Annotated in this window: 14 protein-coding genes and 1 tRNA gene; 6 read left to right on the plus strand and 9 right to left on the minus strand. The window is 61.7% G+C overall.

Going from position 1 to position 12,350, the window contains the following annotated elements:
• Positions 1-57: 57 nt before the first annotated feature.
• On the minus strand, positions 58-1,278 hold the full coding sequence (locus AC3Z8Y_RS15290; RefSeq protein ID WP_490086540.1) for a molybdopterin molybdotransferase MoeA: 1,221 nt from the start codon (positions 1,276-1,278) through the stop codon (positions 58-60).
• Positions 1,262-1,801, minus strand: a complete 540-nt coding sequence (gene moaB / locus AC3Z8Y_RS15295) for a molybdenum cofactor biosynthesis protein B (protein WP_181112517.1) — start codon at positions 1,799-1,801, stop codon at positions 1,262-1,264. Before moaB ends, AC3Z8Y_RS15290 begins: the two co-directional genes overlap by 17 nt.
• A gap of 75 nt (positions 1,802-1,876) precedes the next feature.
• On the opposite strand from moaB, the gene mobA reads away from it, so the two are divergent.
• The 4 genes from mobA to AC3Z8Y_RS15315 all read left to right on the plus strand — a co-directional run bounded on the left by mobA (position 1,877) and on the right by AC3Z8Y_RS15315 (position 3,739).
• A complete protein-coding gene (gene mobA, locus AC3Z8Y_RS15300; protein ID WP_490086541.1) occupies positions 1,877-2,479 on the plus strand; it encodes a molybdenum cofactor guanylyltransferase MobA in 603 nt (200 codons plus the stop codon).
• A 64-nt stretch (positions 2,480-2,543) separates the two neighbouring features.
• Complete coding sequence (locus AC3Z8Y_RS15305) at positions 2,544-2,765, plus strand: YgdI/YgdR family lipoprotein (RefSeq protein ID WP_490086542.1); 222 nt, start codon at positions 2,544-2,546, stop codon at positions 2,763-2,765.
• A gap of 92 nt (positions 2,766-2,857) precedes the next feature.
• Positions 2,858-2,934 (plus strand) — tRNA-Pro (locus AC3Z8Y_RS15310).
• Positions 2,935-3,346: 412 nt separating this feature from the next.
• Positions 3,347-3,739, plus strand: a complete 393-nt coding sequence (locus AC3Z8Y_RS15315; RefSeq protein WP_181120756.1) for a DUF2846 domain-containing protein — start codon at positions 3,347-3,349, stop codon at positions 3,737-3,739.
• A 122-nt stretch (positions 3,740-3,861) separates the two neighbouring features.
• On the opposite strand, the gene AC3Z8Y_RS15320 is transcribed toward AC3Z8Y_RS15315, so the two are convergent.
• Together AC3Z8Y_RS15320 and AC3Z8Y_RS15325 are read right to left on the minus strand one after the other, a co-directional pair.
• Positions 3,862-4,422, minus strand: a complete 561-nt coding sequence (locus AC3Z8Y_RS15320; RefSeq protein WP_490086543.1) for a DUF924 family protein — start codon at positions 4,420-4,422, stop codon at positions 3,862-3,864.
• 201 nt (positions 4,423-4,623) lie between these two features.
• Entirely contained in the window at positions 4,624-5,061 is a 438-nt protein-coding gene (locus tag AC3Z8Y_RS15325; RefSeq protein WP_490086544.1) for a YqaA family protein, read from the minus strand.
• On the opposite strand from AC3Z8Y_RS15325, the gene AC3Z8Y_RS15330 reads away from it, so the two are divergent.
• Positions 5,060-5,182: a hypothetical protein gene (locus AC3Z8Y_RS15330; protein WP_490086545.1), complete on the plus strand. Its 123-nt coding sequence runs from the start codon at positions 5,060-5,062 to the stop codon at positions 5,180-5,182. The genes AC3Z8Y_RS15325 and AC3Z8Y_RS15330 overlap by 2 nt on opposite strands.
• Before the next feature lie 30 nt (positions 5,183-5,212).
• Here the strand turns inward: AC3Z8Y_RS15330 and AC3Z8Y_RS15335 are convergent, their stop codons facing one another.
• From AC3Z8Y_RS15335 to AC3Z8Y_RS15345, 3 genes are all read right to left on the minus strand, one after another.
• Positions 5,213-7,852 carry a M10 family metallopeptidase C-terminal domain-containing protein gene (locus AC3Z8Y_RS15335; protein ID WP_490086546.1) on the minus strand — a complete coding sequence of 880 codons (2,640 nt, stop codon included), beginning with the start codon at positions 7,850-7,852 and terminating at the stop codon, positions 5,213-5,215.
• Between the two features lie 120 nt (positions 7,853-7,972).
• Positions 7,973-8,833 (minus strand): nickel/cobalt efflux transporter, encoded by an 861-nt coding sequence (locus AC3Z8Y_RS15340; RefSeq protein WP_490086547.1) that lies wholly within the window; start codon positions 8,831-8,833, stop codon positions 7,973-7,975.
• 7 nt (positions 8,834-8,840) lie between these two features.
• Entirely contained in the window at positions 8,841-9,134 is a 294-nt protein-coding gene (locus AC3Z8Y_RS15345; RefSeq protein WP_490086548.1) for a metal-sensing transcriptional repressor, read from the minus strand.
• Between the two features lie 146 nt (positions 9,135-9,280).
• On the opposite strand from AC3Z8Y_RS15345, the gene AC3Z8Y_RS15350 reads away from it, so the two are divergent.
• Positions 9,281-10,189: a LysR family transcriptional regulator gene (locus tag AC3Z8Y_RS15350; protein ID WP_490086549.1), complete on the plus strand. Its 909-nt coding sequence runs from the start codon at positions 9,281-9,283 to the stop codon at positions 10,187-10,189.
• Here AC3Z8Y_RS15350 and AC3Z8Y_RS15355 read toward each other — a convergent pair.
• Together AC3Z8Y_RS15355 and AC3Z8Y_RS15360 are read right to left on the minus strand one after the other, a co-directional pair.
• Positions 10,175-10,951, minus strand: coding sequence for a substrate-binding domain-containing protein (locus AC3Z8Y_RS15355; protein ID WP_490086550.1), 777 nt, complete (start codon positions 10,949-10,951; stop codon positions 10,175-10,177). The genes AC3Z8Y_RS15350 and AC3Z8Y_RS15355 overlap by 15 nt on opposite strands.
• A gap of 36 nt (positions 10,952-10,987) precedes the next feature.
• Positions 10,988-12,286: an MFS transporter gene (locus AC3Z8Y_RS15360; RefSeq protein WP_490086551.1), complete on the minus strand. Its 1,299-nt coding sequence runs from the start codon at positions 12,284-12,286 to the stop codon at positions 10,988-10,990.
• Between the last annotated feature and the right edge of the window lie 64 nt (positions 12,287-12,350).

Genomic DNA, 12,350 nt, shown 5'->3' on the forward strand with positions numbered 1-12,350 from the left:
CGGCCACTGGGCATGTGACCACGGCAAGGCAGAAAAAGCGCAGGCCAGGGCTGATTTTCAGGCCAACAGGTCGCTCATGGGGATGAATGCAACAGGGTCTCCCTCTGCGATGGCGCTCCCCTCGGGTACTTCTACCAGCCCATCGGCCCAGGCCGCGCTGCGCAACACGCCTGAACTCTGGTTGGGATAGAGCCGCGCCCGCCCGCCTTCAAGCCTGGCTCGCAGAAATTCCCGACGGCTCCCGACAGGCCAGGTAAAACCGGCAACCGCGTCATAGCGCCGTGGCAACACCCGCTCACCGCCCATCCGCCGCAGCAGGTAAGGCCTTGCCAGCAGGGCGAAGGTCACTAAGGTAGACGCGGGGTTGCCCGGTAACCCGATCACTACCGTACCTTGGTACTGGCCGACAGTCAGCGGCTTCCCTGGCTTGATGGCCAATTTCCACATGGCCAGCTCACCGGCTTCGCGCAAGGCCTGGCCGAGGAAATCCGCCTCCCCCACCGACACCCCGCCGGTCGTGAGGATCAGATCAGCCTGTGTCAGGCTTCCCAGCACCTGGCGGGTCAAGGCGAGGTCGTCGCTGACGATGCCCGCGTCGATGACTTCACAGCCGCTGCGCTCCAGCCAGCTGCACAACAATTGACGATTGCTGTTGTAGATCTGCCCCGGCTGTAAAGGCTGGCCAGGTGGTACCAGTTCATCCCCCGTCGAGAGCACCGCTACCCGCGGTTTGCGGCGCACTGTGAGCTCAGCCATGCCTAGCGTGGCGGCCAGGCCCAGCTCGATAGGCCCTAGCCGGGTGCCCGCATTCAGTACTTGCTCACCCGCGCTGCACTCCTGGCCCCTGGGCCGAACGTTCAGGCCCGGGCGCAGGGGCGCGGTAAAGCAAACGCGCCCGTTGGCATCTACCTCGGCATTCTCTTGCATCTGCACACAGTCCGCGCCCTGAGGTAGCGGCGCTCCGGTGAAGATACGGGCACAGGTGCCGGGTTGCAGGGCTGCCGGCGCATGGCCAGCGAAGATGCGCTGGCTGACTTCCAGCGGTTCGCCAGCCCAGTCGGCGCAGGCCAGGGCATACCCGTCCATGGCGCTATTCGACCAAGGCGGCAGGTCGCTCAGGGCGCACAGAGGTTCGGCCAGCATTCGGCCGTCGGCCCGGGCCAATGGCACTACTTCCGTTTCCAGCAAGGGGGCGGCATCGGCCATTGCCAACAGCCGTTGGGTGGCCTCGGCCAGCGGCATCAGGCCGCCATCTGAATGCTCAACCACGGCTTTCACAAGGCTCTGCCTGCTTCAGGTGCGGCACGAAGTTGCACGGGCGGTGCCGGTTATCCAGCTGTTCAGCCAGGATACCGTCCCAGCCAGTGCGGCAGGCGTTGGTTGAGCCCGGCAGGCAGCACACCAGGGTGCCATTGGCCAAGCCGGCCAGCGCACGGGACTGCACGGTGGACGTGCCGATATCCGCCACGGATATCTGACGGAACAGCTCGCCGAAGCCGTCAATGTGTTTATCCAGCAGGCAACCCACGGCCTCGGGGGTGCTGTCGCGCCCGGTGAAGCCCGTGCCGCCGGTGATGAGCACCACTTGCACTTCATCATCGGCAATCCAGGTGGCGACCTGCGCTCGGATCTTGTACAGGTCGTCCTTGAGCAACACCCGCGCCGCCAAGCGATGGCCAGCATCCTTGAGCCGGTCCACGAAGAGCTGGCCGGAGGTGTCTGTTTCCCGTGTGCGGGTGTCGCTGACGGTCAGCACCGCGATATTGAGCGGGACGAAAAGGGCGTCGGCCTTGGCGTTCATTGGCACGTTCCAGTTGTTGAGGAAAACGCTGGGTGTTATATCACAACGCCTTTCCCTCCTGCCGCAGGCCCGCCAATGCCAACGATGCCGCTGCCTCAACCGCCTACTTCGGTCTTGCTGTTGGCCGGTGGGCAAGGCGCGCGAATGGGCGGCCAGGACAAAGGGCTGGTGGAATGGCAGGGCTTGCCCCTGATTGCTCACGTGCATCGGCAAGCAAGAAGCCTGACCGACGACCTGATCATTTCCTGCAACCGCAATGCCGAGCGCTATGCTCTGTACGCCGACCGGCTGGCCACTGACGAAGAAACGGGTTTTCCCGGGCCCATGGCCGGGCTGCGCGCCGGGCTTGCGCTGGCCAGGCATGAGCGGGTGTTGGTACTGCCCTGCGACGTGCCGGGCATTGATACCACGCTGCTTCAGGCCATGCTGGCCACTCATGCGCAAGCGCCGGAGGTGCCGCTGATCGTGCGCCAGGGTGGTGGCTGGGAGCCATTGATCTGCGTGTTGCCATGCACGGCCCTTGAAGCCTTGAATCAGGCATGGGCCAGCGGCGAACGCAGCCCACGCCGGGTACTGCTGGCGCTGCACCCAACCGCGCTGGATTGCCCGGCAAACGATCCGCGGCTGCGTAATTTCAATACCCCGGACACGCTTGAATACAGCCGCGGGGAACGCTGAGGAACTTGCGCGATAGCGTTGCGTCTTAGGAGGGTCAACAAGAAACCTCTTCCGGAGACACGAAATGTCCAACAGGATCCTTCCCGCTGTTTTGCTCGCTGCAGGCCTGGCCGCGCTGGCGGGATGCTCCACCCCAACCGTCATCACCTTGAACGACGGCCGCGAAATCCAGGCGGTTGACACGCCCAAGTTCGACGACGAAACCGGTTTCTATGAAATCGAGCAACTCGACGGCAAGCAGACGCGCGTAAACAAGGACCAGGTTCGCACCGTCAAGGAGTTGTAACCGGGGCCGCTCAGCGGCTTGATCCGGCGGTATAAGTTGCAGTGTATCAAGGGGTTGCAGACGTCGCCGAGCGGCGATATGCTTCCCCTCATCGGAGTGTAGCGCAGCCAGGTAGCGCGTCTCGTTCGGGACGAGAAGGCCGCAGGTTCGAATCCTGTCTCTCCGACCAAATCCCTGTTTCGAGCTGTCTTCAACAGCCTGCGAAACCACCTGCAAAGCCCGCCTCGTGCGGGCTTTGTTGTTTCTCCGCTTGGCTCTCAATTCGCATGCGCCGTCTACCGTCTTCATTCAGGGCGAATCGGCGAGGAATCCGACCGCTCCAGGATGGGTCTGCCTGGCCGCTTCGACGGATGACCATTATGATATTTGACGCCAGAATGATGGCACATTAGTATTGCGCCTCGCTACGTCACGCCCTTCGCCGGTGCGCCGCGTTCGGCAGGTACCGCCGCCTAGACCTTTGTCGACATCGTTCACTAAGCATGGAAGCCCCACGCATGTTCAAGACCTTCTGCAAAACCGCTGCCGTTGTTTCCGTAGCGCTCCTTTACGGTTGCGCTTCGTCCCCCTCGCCGGAACGGATGCAAGCCGAGGTGGCCCAATACACCCTGCCCAAACCGGCCATCAGCGACAAGGGCCTCGTATATGTTGTACGCCCAAGCAACGCCGGAATGATGGTGCGCTTCAATGTGTTTCTTGACGACAAGGAAGCCGAGTCCGAGATGGGCTACAACCGGGGCAATCAGTACATCTATTTTTATGTCACTCCCGGCCAGCACGTGATCAGCTCCAAAGCTGAAAACTGGGCGGAAATGCCCGTCACGGTGAAGGCAGGTGAAGTGGTTTACCTCAAGCAGGAAGTGGAAATTGGCGTTGTCATGGCGCGCAACAGCCTCAAGCAACTAAGCGATGTCGAGGGCCGTTACCTGGTGAAAGACGCAAGCCTGGGAACCATCGCCAAGGAAAGCAAGTGAAGCTGCCCGGTTAACGGTCACCCATGCGGTGAGTGGGCGACACCTGGGATTACCGGGCAGTTGCCTCTCATCGCAGCGCGCCGATTCAACCGAAGAGCGGGTAAGCATCGCCAGTATCAGCCTCACCCCGCAAAGCCCCCCTCTCTCAAGAACGCCTCTTCCTCCAAGGTACTCACCCTACCCAGCACCCTATTTCGATGCGGAAACCTCCCGAACCGATCAATGATCCGTGCGTGTTCCTGCGCCCACTTGAAGTCGTTCGGTTCGAGTTCACGATTAAGGTGCACAGACCTTTCCTGATCCACCGGGTTTTCCGAGTGTTCAAGCGGCAGGTAGCAAAACATCCGCAACCCGCGCTCCACCGTTTGGTCCATCCCCGCCGCTATCATCTGATCGGCATAGCAACGCGCAAGAGAATCGGTGGCGAACATATGCGCCGTTCCACGGAAGGCATTGCGGGGGTATTGGTCCAGCAAAATCAGCAATGCCAAGGCACCATCGGCAGTGCGCATCCATGAGTCCAACTCACGCCGCGCGGCCATGAAATGCAGGTCGTAAAAGGTGTGGCGAAAGGTAGTATCGAAGGCCGCGTTCTTCTTGAACCACTTCCTGGGCCCGGCCTGCTTCCAGAAGGCAACCACCGTGTCTGCCGTTTGCGGAACTCCGTCGTGCTGATCAGCCACTTCTCACCCCCTCTCCAAGCCAGTCCCCATGATGGGCGGCGGGAAAACATTCCCGAGGATGATAACCTGCCGAGCGCGGCAGGCACCGTGTTCGATAGGCTTCTGGCAGGGCCGCAGCAAGGTGACAAGGCTGATGGATAAGCACCGTTCTGGCGATACTTCGGAAAGCCTTGCGCCTTGGGGCGTAGCGGCCACGGCGGCTCAACGGCTATTCAAGATCATTGCAGCAAGCAGCAGGTAGCGGCCACCTTTGGCCAGCGTGACGATGAGCAGAAACCGCCACAGCGGCTCGCGCATGGTGCCCGCGACTACAGTGAGCGGGTCACCTATCAGCGGCACCCAACTCAGCAGCAAAGACCAGTACCCATAGCGCTGGTAGGCCCGCTGGGCTTTTGCAAGCTTGCCCTCGCTGACCGGAAACCACCGCTTGTGCCGGAAGCGCTCGACACCTCGGCCAAGCAGCCAATTCGCCACCGAGCCCAACACATTCCCCACCGTGGCCACGCCCAGTAATAACTGTGGCGCATAAGCGCCCGAGAGCAACATGCCCGCAAGCACGGCCTCCGATTGCATAGGCAGCAGGGTTGCGGCGCCGAATGCCGCCAGGAACAGGCCGAAGTAGCTGGTGATTTCGAACATGCACAGGCCTCAGGCGGTGAGGCCAAGCCAGGTAGTGGCTAATGTGGTGATGATCACCTTCCTCGCCCCCTCTGCTATGGGCAGCATGGATACCACCGCCTCTGGCAAGCAATTGTCCTGAATGCCTGAGGCTCAAGCTTGCACACAAGGGTCAAGCAATATGCGCCTGATCAACATGCGCCACTCCGAGAATCGCAACGTCAGCGCCCTGAACCTCCACAGGCGCAGTCGCCGTTGGGGCAAAGACGAAGTTCCCGGCCGTAAGGGTTTCCCGGAAATCGCCCGCCAGCGCTACTTCGAACCGGTGGCCGTCGCTGTCAGCCTCGTTGGACTGTACGTAGGTACGGTCGGTAGTAGCGCTATAGGACAGCTTCAAGGTGCCGTTATTGCCGTCGCCGAGCCCGGTGAAACCTAGTGCGGATACGTCGATACGGTCCGCTGATACCAGAAAGTCGCTGAACAGAAAGTCCCCGATCAGATCAGCGGCGCCATGGTAGCTGTCGCTGACCTTCTGGTACACGAAGGTGTCGGCGCCGCTTTCGCCATGCAACTGATCGGAACCGCCACCGCCAATCAGCACATCGTCACCGGCACCGCCCCACAGGGCATCGAAGTTGTCGCTACCCAGCACACGTTCATCCAGAGGGCTGCCAGAGGAGCCTGAGACGCCTGCCCACTCTTGCACGGCATTGGGATCGGGCGTGGAGGGTGCGAAGGTGAAGGCGTCAGCGGTGGTGCCTCGGCCATCGTTCAGAAAGCCCGTGAGCAGCGTGAGGGCGAAGCGATTTCCCGCAGCATCGGCGTCAAGGGATTCGATCGTGGTCAACCCGGTGTCATTGTCATAAGACCAGGTCAACGTGCCATTGTGGCCGTTGCCAATACCCGTGAAGCCTAACGCCGAAACGTCGATGAGGTCGCCTTGCCCTTGGCTGAAGTCCGTCAGCAGGTCGACGTGGCGGGTACCGTCGGTGTCGTTCACATAGCTGTCGCTCAGTGCCTTGTAAACGAAGGTGTCGTGCCCGTCTCCACCTGTCAGCCGGTCGGCGCCGGCATCACCTTCCAAGCGGTCGTCGCCCGAGCCACCGCCAAGGGTATCGTCCCCCGCTCGCCCTACCAGCAATGCGCCGCCCTCACGTGTGGTGGTGAATGTGTCGGCATGGCTGCTGCCGTCCCAACGGCCGTAGAAGTTGGCGTCGGTGAGGCTGCCCCGGTAGTCGCCGCTGAGCGCCAGCTTGAAGCGGTAGCCATCGGCGTCGGAGTCCAGGCTTTGCAGGTAGGTGGTGTCGTTGCTGCTGTCATAGCTGAGCAACAAGGTGCCGTTGTGGCCATCCCCCAGCCCTTTCAGGCGAAGTGCCGTGAGGTCCAGCTGATCGTGAGCCGAGTCGAAATCCAGGATACGGTCATGGGTATTGCCGGCGGCACTCGCGTAGCTGTCCTGCCGGCGGGCATACACAAACACATCGTCGCCGGCACCCCCGGTAAGGCGGTCTGCGCCCTGCCCGCCGTCCAGCACATCGTCGCCAGCACCGCCCACTAACACGTCGCGGCCGCGCCCCGCGTGCATCACTTCCGCGCTCGGCGTACCCACAAGGTGGTCGGCGCCATTGCTGCCCACGAACGTAAACGTGGTTTTTTGCGAATACGTGCTCACATGATCAAGGTCACTGATTACCTGCCCTTGTTGCGTATTACTGATGACGTTGCCGTAGAACGGACGGTAATAGGAGCCTTCGGCGCCAGAGCGATCCTCCAGCCCGTAGGTGGATTGGTCGCTGCCGACAATGACGTTGTCGACCAGGTCGTAGTTTTTGTCCGCGGCGTAGGTTTGCCCTTCAGCGTTGGTAAAGGTATCCACAAGGATCTCGGCGGCGGCACCACCCTGCGCATTGTCGTGAATGTAGTTCTGGTAAACCGCCGCATAGTCGGTGCCGAGCAGGGCAATGCCTTGCTTGCCGTTGTCATAGACCTCGGTATGGCTTACACCAATGCCCTGGAACCCCTGAAGCTGAATGCCAGCACCACCGTTGCCATACACGGTGCCTCCAACGATGCCGCCTTGGACATACAGATGCTGGGACGCCACACCCGTCAGCAAGATACCGTTGCCAGCGTTGTCGTAAGCGTCGTTGCTCGAGAACGTAAAGGGGCTGAAGTTACCGGAGCCCGCGACCACATCGAACCCGTCACCACCATTACCGTAGGCCTTGTTGTCGGTGAACGTAATGTCGTCAGGGCGCACCGGCTCAACCTTGAACTCGGTGGCAAAGCCATCGCCGTCGTTGTCATGAGCCAGGCTGTCGAACACCTGCGAGTACGTAGTGAGCGCTTGGGCGCGTAGCCCGTCTCCACTGAAGTTCTGCATTTCCACACCAGCAATGGTGAGCCCGGTGGTATGCGCTGTGTCACCGGTCGCGCTACCGGTGACGATGCCGTCAACCGTCCCGCTGGTGTTGGCCTTGTTGCCGTCCAGGGTGAGGTTGCTGATGGTCGCGTTCGAAGTGTTGGCGTTGGCTACGGTATGGATCAGCCCCGCCATATCGGCGCTGGAATCGTCAGCCAGCTTGAGCGTGGTGAGGCCTAGGCGTTCACCGTTGAGCACAACGTTGCTTTTGAGGGTCAGGCAACCGCCATCGCTATTCGGGCCGCTGACGATGTAGGTACCCTCTGGCAGATACACTTCGCCGCCACCCGCTTTCGCCGCGGCATTGATAGCGGCCTGGATGGCTGCGGTATCGTCGCTCACACCGTCGCCCTTGGCGCCGTAGTCCAACACGTTAAACGTCGTCGCCATGGTAGCGGGGTTCCTTGAATACTCGGGGTAGGAAGGGCACCGCTCGACTACGAGCTGAACGGAACAGGGCCGGGATCCAGAAACTGAGTGGGCAACCCCTGCAAAAGTTCAGGCCAGGCCTCAGGCGCTGAGCCCAACCCAGGCATGAAGCCCCATGTACACCCCCACGGCAATCATGACGATGCTGGACAGGTAGGGTGCGCGCCGGGCGACCGTTCCCAGCCATGGCCATTGGTCGGACGCGTGCCTGGCGCCTACCGCGGCAGCGCTGCCTACCGCAACGAGGGTGAGCGCCAGCCCGATGCTAAAGCACAGCACCAGCATGCCGCCTAGCGCGACTTCCTTCACCTGCAGGCACAGCAGCAGTACGGTAATGGCCGCCGGGCAAGGGATCAGCCCACCGGTAAGGCCGAAGAGGATGATCTGGGGTGTGGTGACCTCACGATTGGTGAATCGCTTGCGGATGTCATCAGCGTGGGCACGCTCATGAGCGTCCTGGTAGCCGTCTTCGCTCAGCGCCAGCGGCCCATGGTCATGGTCATGGTCATGGTCATGGTCATGGTCATGGTCATGGTCATGGTCATGGTCATGGTCATGGTGGTGATGATCATCGCCGTGGCCATGCCTGAACGCCCTTTCGCCTCGCCAGGTACGCCATAGCATCCACGAGGCGATGGCGATAATCAGCACCGCCGACGCCAGCTGGAACCAGGGCTCGGTGGCCTCGGCATCCAGGCCCTGCCCCAGATACATGCCGCCAATCGCCACCAACCATACCACCAGGGTATGGGAAATCGTCGCGGCAAGCCCCAGCAGCACCGCCTGTTTCACAGTGCCGCGAATCGCCACAATGAAGGCCGCCATCATGGTCTTGGAATGGCCCGGTTCCAACCCGTGAAGCGCGCCAAGGAGGATAGCGCTGGGAAAATACAGCCAGGCGTGGGCACCGCCCTGCTGGAGGAGTTGTGCAAGATTGGCCATGGGAAACCTAGAGGTATTTGGTGATTTGCTTGAATTCGTCGAGCGGCGCGCGCTCGCCGCGCTCGAGGGCGGTGACGGTGTCTTCGAGGCAGTGATCGATGTGGTCCTGGATCAAGGTGCGCTTGGCCTGGCACACCGCTTTCTCGACAGCATGCAACTGCTGGGCGATGTCTACGCAGGGCCGGCCTTCTTCGATCATGGCAATGATGCTGCGCAAATGGCCATCCGCTCGCTTGAGCCGTTTCACGATGGCCTTGTGGGTTTGATGGGGGTGTGCATGCGATGAATCGCGAGCGCTCATGGCGGGAGTCTACGTAAATGTTCTGACGCGCAGCCTATCCCCCCCGGGGGGATACCGCAAGATGTTCATAGCTCGGACGTCCAAGGGGGCGCTCGGGAAACGGTACAATGCCGCCCTGCCCCTCTGCCGATCAGTGAATACCGTCCGTGAGCATCAACTTCGATCTGAACGACCTTCAGGCCTTCCGCGCCGTGGTGGAAACCGGCAATTTCCGTCGTGCCGCCGAAGCCGTTCGCATTACCCAGTCGGCCTTGAGCCGCCGGATCGAAAAGCTGGAAACCGCCCTGGGTGTAAAGCTGTTCGAGCGCACCACCCGCAAGGTGTCGCTCACCAACATGGGCCGGGCGTTCCTGCCCCAGGTGGAACGCTTGCTCGATGATCTGGACCTCGCCCTGCTAAGCATCGGCGACGGCAGCGCCATGCGCACCGGTACGCTCGTGATCGCCTGCGTGCCGTCGGCGGCGTATTACTTCATGCCCCATGCCATCCGGCGTTTTCACTCTCAGTACCCCAGGATCAAGGTGCGACTGGTAGACGCCTCGGCCAATGAAGTGAGTGCGGCGGTCGTGTCGGGAGAAGCTGATTTCGGGGTGAGTTTCAGCGGTAATCTTGCGCCGGAAGTGGAGTTCAGCCCATTGCTCGAAGAGCGCTACGTGATCGCCTGTCGTCGGGATCACCCATTGGCCGCGCTGGAGCAGGTGACCTGGGCACAGGCCTACGAGCATGAATACATTGCGTTATCCAAGAGCTCGGGCAACCGCCTGGTGCTGGACCGCGCCCTGCGCCACCTCACGCCGGCCAGGGAAAGCATCTGCGAGGCCAGGCATGTCACAACCGTACTGGGCTTGGTAGAGGCAGGCCTGGGCATCGCCGCGGTGCCCTCCATCGCGATGCCCGTGTCCCCGCACCCTATATTGGCCAGCGTGGCGCTGGTGGAGCCTGAAGTGGTACGCCAGATGGGCCTGCTCAAGCGTCGCGGGCGTACCCTCACCCCAGCGGCGCTCGAACTCGAACGCCTGGTTCGGCTATTGCCTGAAAGCTCAGCGGGAGACTGAATCCAGCCCTGTTTTTTGCACCGTCGCCTGCGCTTGCGGCGAGGCAAGGTATTGCAGCAATTTGCGAGCCTGAGCCGGGTGCTCGGCATTCACTGGCACCCCACCGGCAAAGCGGGTAACGGACTGCACGTCCTCCGGGATCTTGCCCACAAAGGTGACGCCAGGTACCGGCAACAGCTCGGCAACCTGCTGGAACCCCACCTGGTAATCGCCGGTGGCCACGACCGACGCCACGGGGATGCGCTCGATCATCTTGCTTTTGGGTACCAGCTGGTCCTGGATACCCAGCTTCTTGTACAGCTCCTTTTCGATATACACGCCGCTGGCACTGTCCGAATAGGCCACGGACTGGGCCTTGAGCAGCGTTTGTTTCAGTTCGGCATCCGTGCCGATAGCGGGCTTTCCAGCACCCGCCCTGACCACCATGCCGATACGCGAATCGGCCAGTTCAACGCGGGAGGCGGGATCGACCTCGCCTTGTTTGATCAGCTCATCCAGTGCATACCCCACCATGATCACAGCATCGGCATGCTCCCCGCGAGCCAGCCGGTTGGGGATGGCTTCCGGCGCCTTGCCCATGGACGGGCCCAGCACGGTTTTCAGAGTGTCGCCGCTCTGCTCGCTGTACTGCGGGCCGAGGCGTTGATAAGCGGCGGTGAAACCGCCCGAGGTCATGACCGTCAGCTCCTCGGCGTATGCCAGAGGCGTTACAACCGCGCAGGCCAGAGCAAGAAACGAAAGTGATTTGGACAGAGAATGCATCTGCAGCGCTTCCTTGTTGTGTGGTGAACGTCAAGCTCAAGCCGGGACGGGCGCGCCAAGGCGCAGGCGGCGGTACAGCACCAGGGTGGCGCAGAACGCGCAGATCGCCGCGAAAATCATCCAGTAGGCGGGCGCGGCCTTGTCCCCCGTGATGTGAATGAGCCAAGTGGAGATCGCCGGCGTGAACCCCCCGAACACGGCGGTCGCCAGGCTGTAGGCCAGCGAGAAGCCGGCAACCCGCACCTCCACCGGCATGATCTCGGTCAACGCCGGAATCATCGCGCCGTTGTAGATGCCGTACAGGAAGGACAGCCACAGCAACACTTCGAGCATATGCGCGAAGCTCGGCTGTTGGGCCAGGTACGACAGGGCCGGGTAGGCGGTGATGGCAGCGAGCAACGACATGGCGGCCAATAGCGTCTTGCGGCCGAAGCGGTCGCTGAGCATGCCGCCGATAGGCAGCCAGAAGAAGTTCGACACGCCGACCAGCAGCGTCACCATCAGCGCATCGGCGGTGCTCAATTGCAGAACGGATTTACCGAACGTGGGTGCATACACCGTAATGAGGTAGAACGCTGTGGTGGTCATGGCCACCATCAGCATGCCCAGGATCACGATCCCGGCGTTGTCCAGCAAGGTCCGGAACACGGCTTTCATGGTAGGCCGGTGGGTACGGGCCTGAAAGGCTTCGGTCTCCGCCAGGCTGCGGCGCAGCAGGAAAATGAACGGGATAATCACGCAGCCAACCGCAAACGGAACGCGCCAGCCCCATGCGGCGATGTCCGCCGGCGCCATCCATTGGTTGAGGGCATAGCCAAGGGCCGCAGCCACCACGATCGCCACCTGCTGGCTGGCTGACTGCCAGCTCGCATAAAAGCCCTTGCGGCCCGGTGTGGCCATTTCAGCCAGGTAAACCGACACACCGCCAAGTTCCGCGCCTGCCGAGAAGCCTTGAAGCAGCCGACCCAGCAGCACGAGCGCCGGCGCCCATAGGCCGATGCTGGCGTACCCGGGTACCAGCACGATCAGCAAGGTGCCACTGGCCATGATCGACAGGGTGACAATCAACCCCTTCCGGCGGCCCACGTCGTCGATGTACGCGCCCAGGATCACTGCGCCGAGCGGTCGCATGAGGAAGCCGGCGCCGAAGACGGCGAAGGTCATCATCAATGAAGCAAACTCATTGGACGCAGGGAAAAACGCAGCGGCAATTTGCGTGGCATAAAAGCCGAAGAGGAAAAAATCGAACTGCTCGAGGAAATTTCCGGAGGTGACCCGGAACACCGCTCCCGCTTTGGACTTACCGGCAGGCGCCGAGGTAGTGGACCCTTGCATATTATTCTCCAGCGACTTTTGGAATGTTTGTAAGCGCTTGTTGCAAGGATTCTCTGCCAGATTT

It is taken from the genome of Pseudomonas sp. 3MAES_34.3B, from assembly GCF_058145875.1.

Coding starts and splice junctions, on each gene's coding strand:
- AC3Z8Y_RS15345 (WP_490086548.1), bottom strand. CDS start 9,134: ATGAGCGCTCGCGATTCATCGCATGCACACCCCCATCAAACCCACAAG.
- mobA (WP_490086541.1), top strand. CDS start 1,877: ATGCCAACGATGCCGCTGCCTCAACCGCCTACTTCGGTCTTGCTGTTG.
- AC3Z8Y_RS15315 (WP_181120756.1), top strand. CDS start 3,347: ATGCAAGCCGAGGTGGCCCAATACACCCTGCCCAAACCGGCCATCAGC.
- AC3Z8Y_RS15340 (WP_490086547.1), bottom strand. CDS start 8,833: ATGGCCAATCTTGCACAACTCCTCCAGCAGGGCGGTGCCCACGCCTGG.
- AC3Z8Y_RS15325 (WP_490086544.1), bottom strand. CDS start 5,061: ATGTTCGAAATCACCAGCTACTTCGGCCTGTTCCTGGCGGCATTCGGC.
- moaB (WP_181112517.1), bottom strand. CDS start 1,801: ATGAACGCCAAGGCCGACGCCCTTTTCGTCCCGCTCAATATCGCGGTG.
- AC3Z8Y_RS15305 (WP_490086542.1), top strand. CDS start 2,544: ATGTCCAACAGGATCCTTCCCGCTGTTTTGCTCGCTGCAGGCCTGGCC.
- AC3Z8Y_RS15360 (WP_490086551.1), bottom strand. CDS start 12,286: ATGCAAGGGTCCACTACCTCGGCGCCTGCCGGTAAGTCCAAAGCGGGA.
- AC3Z8Y_RS15330 (WP_490086545.1), top strand. CDS start 5,060: ATGCACAGGCCTCAGGCGGTGAGGCCAAGCCAGGTAGTGGCTAATGTG.
- AC3Z8Y_RS15335 (WP_490086546.1), bottom strand. CDS start 7,852: ATGGCGACGACGTTTAACGTGTTGGACTACGGCGCCAAGGGCGACGGT.
- AC3Z8Y_RS15355 (WP_490086550.1), bottom strand. CDS start 10,951: ATGCATTCTCTGTCCAAATCACTTTCGTTTCTTGCTCTGGCCTGCGCG.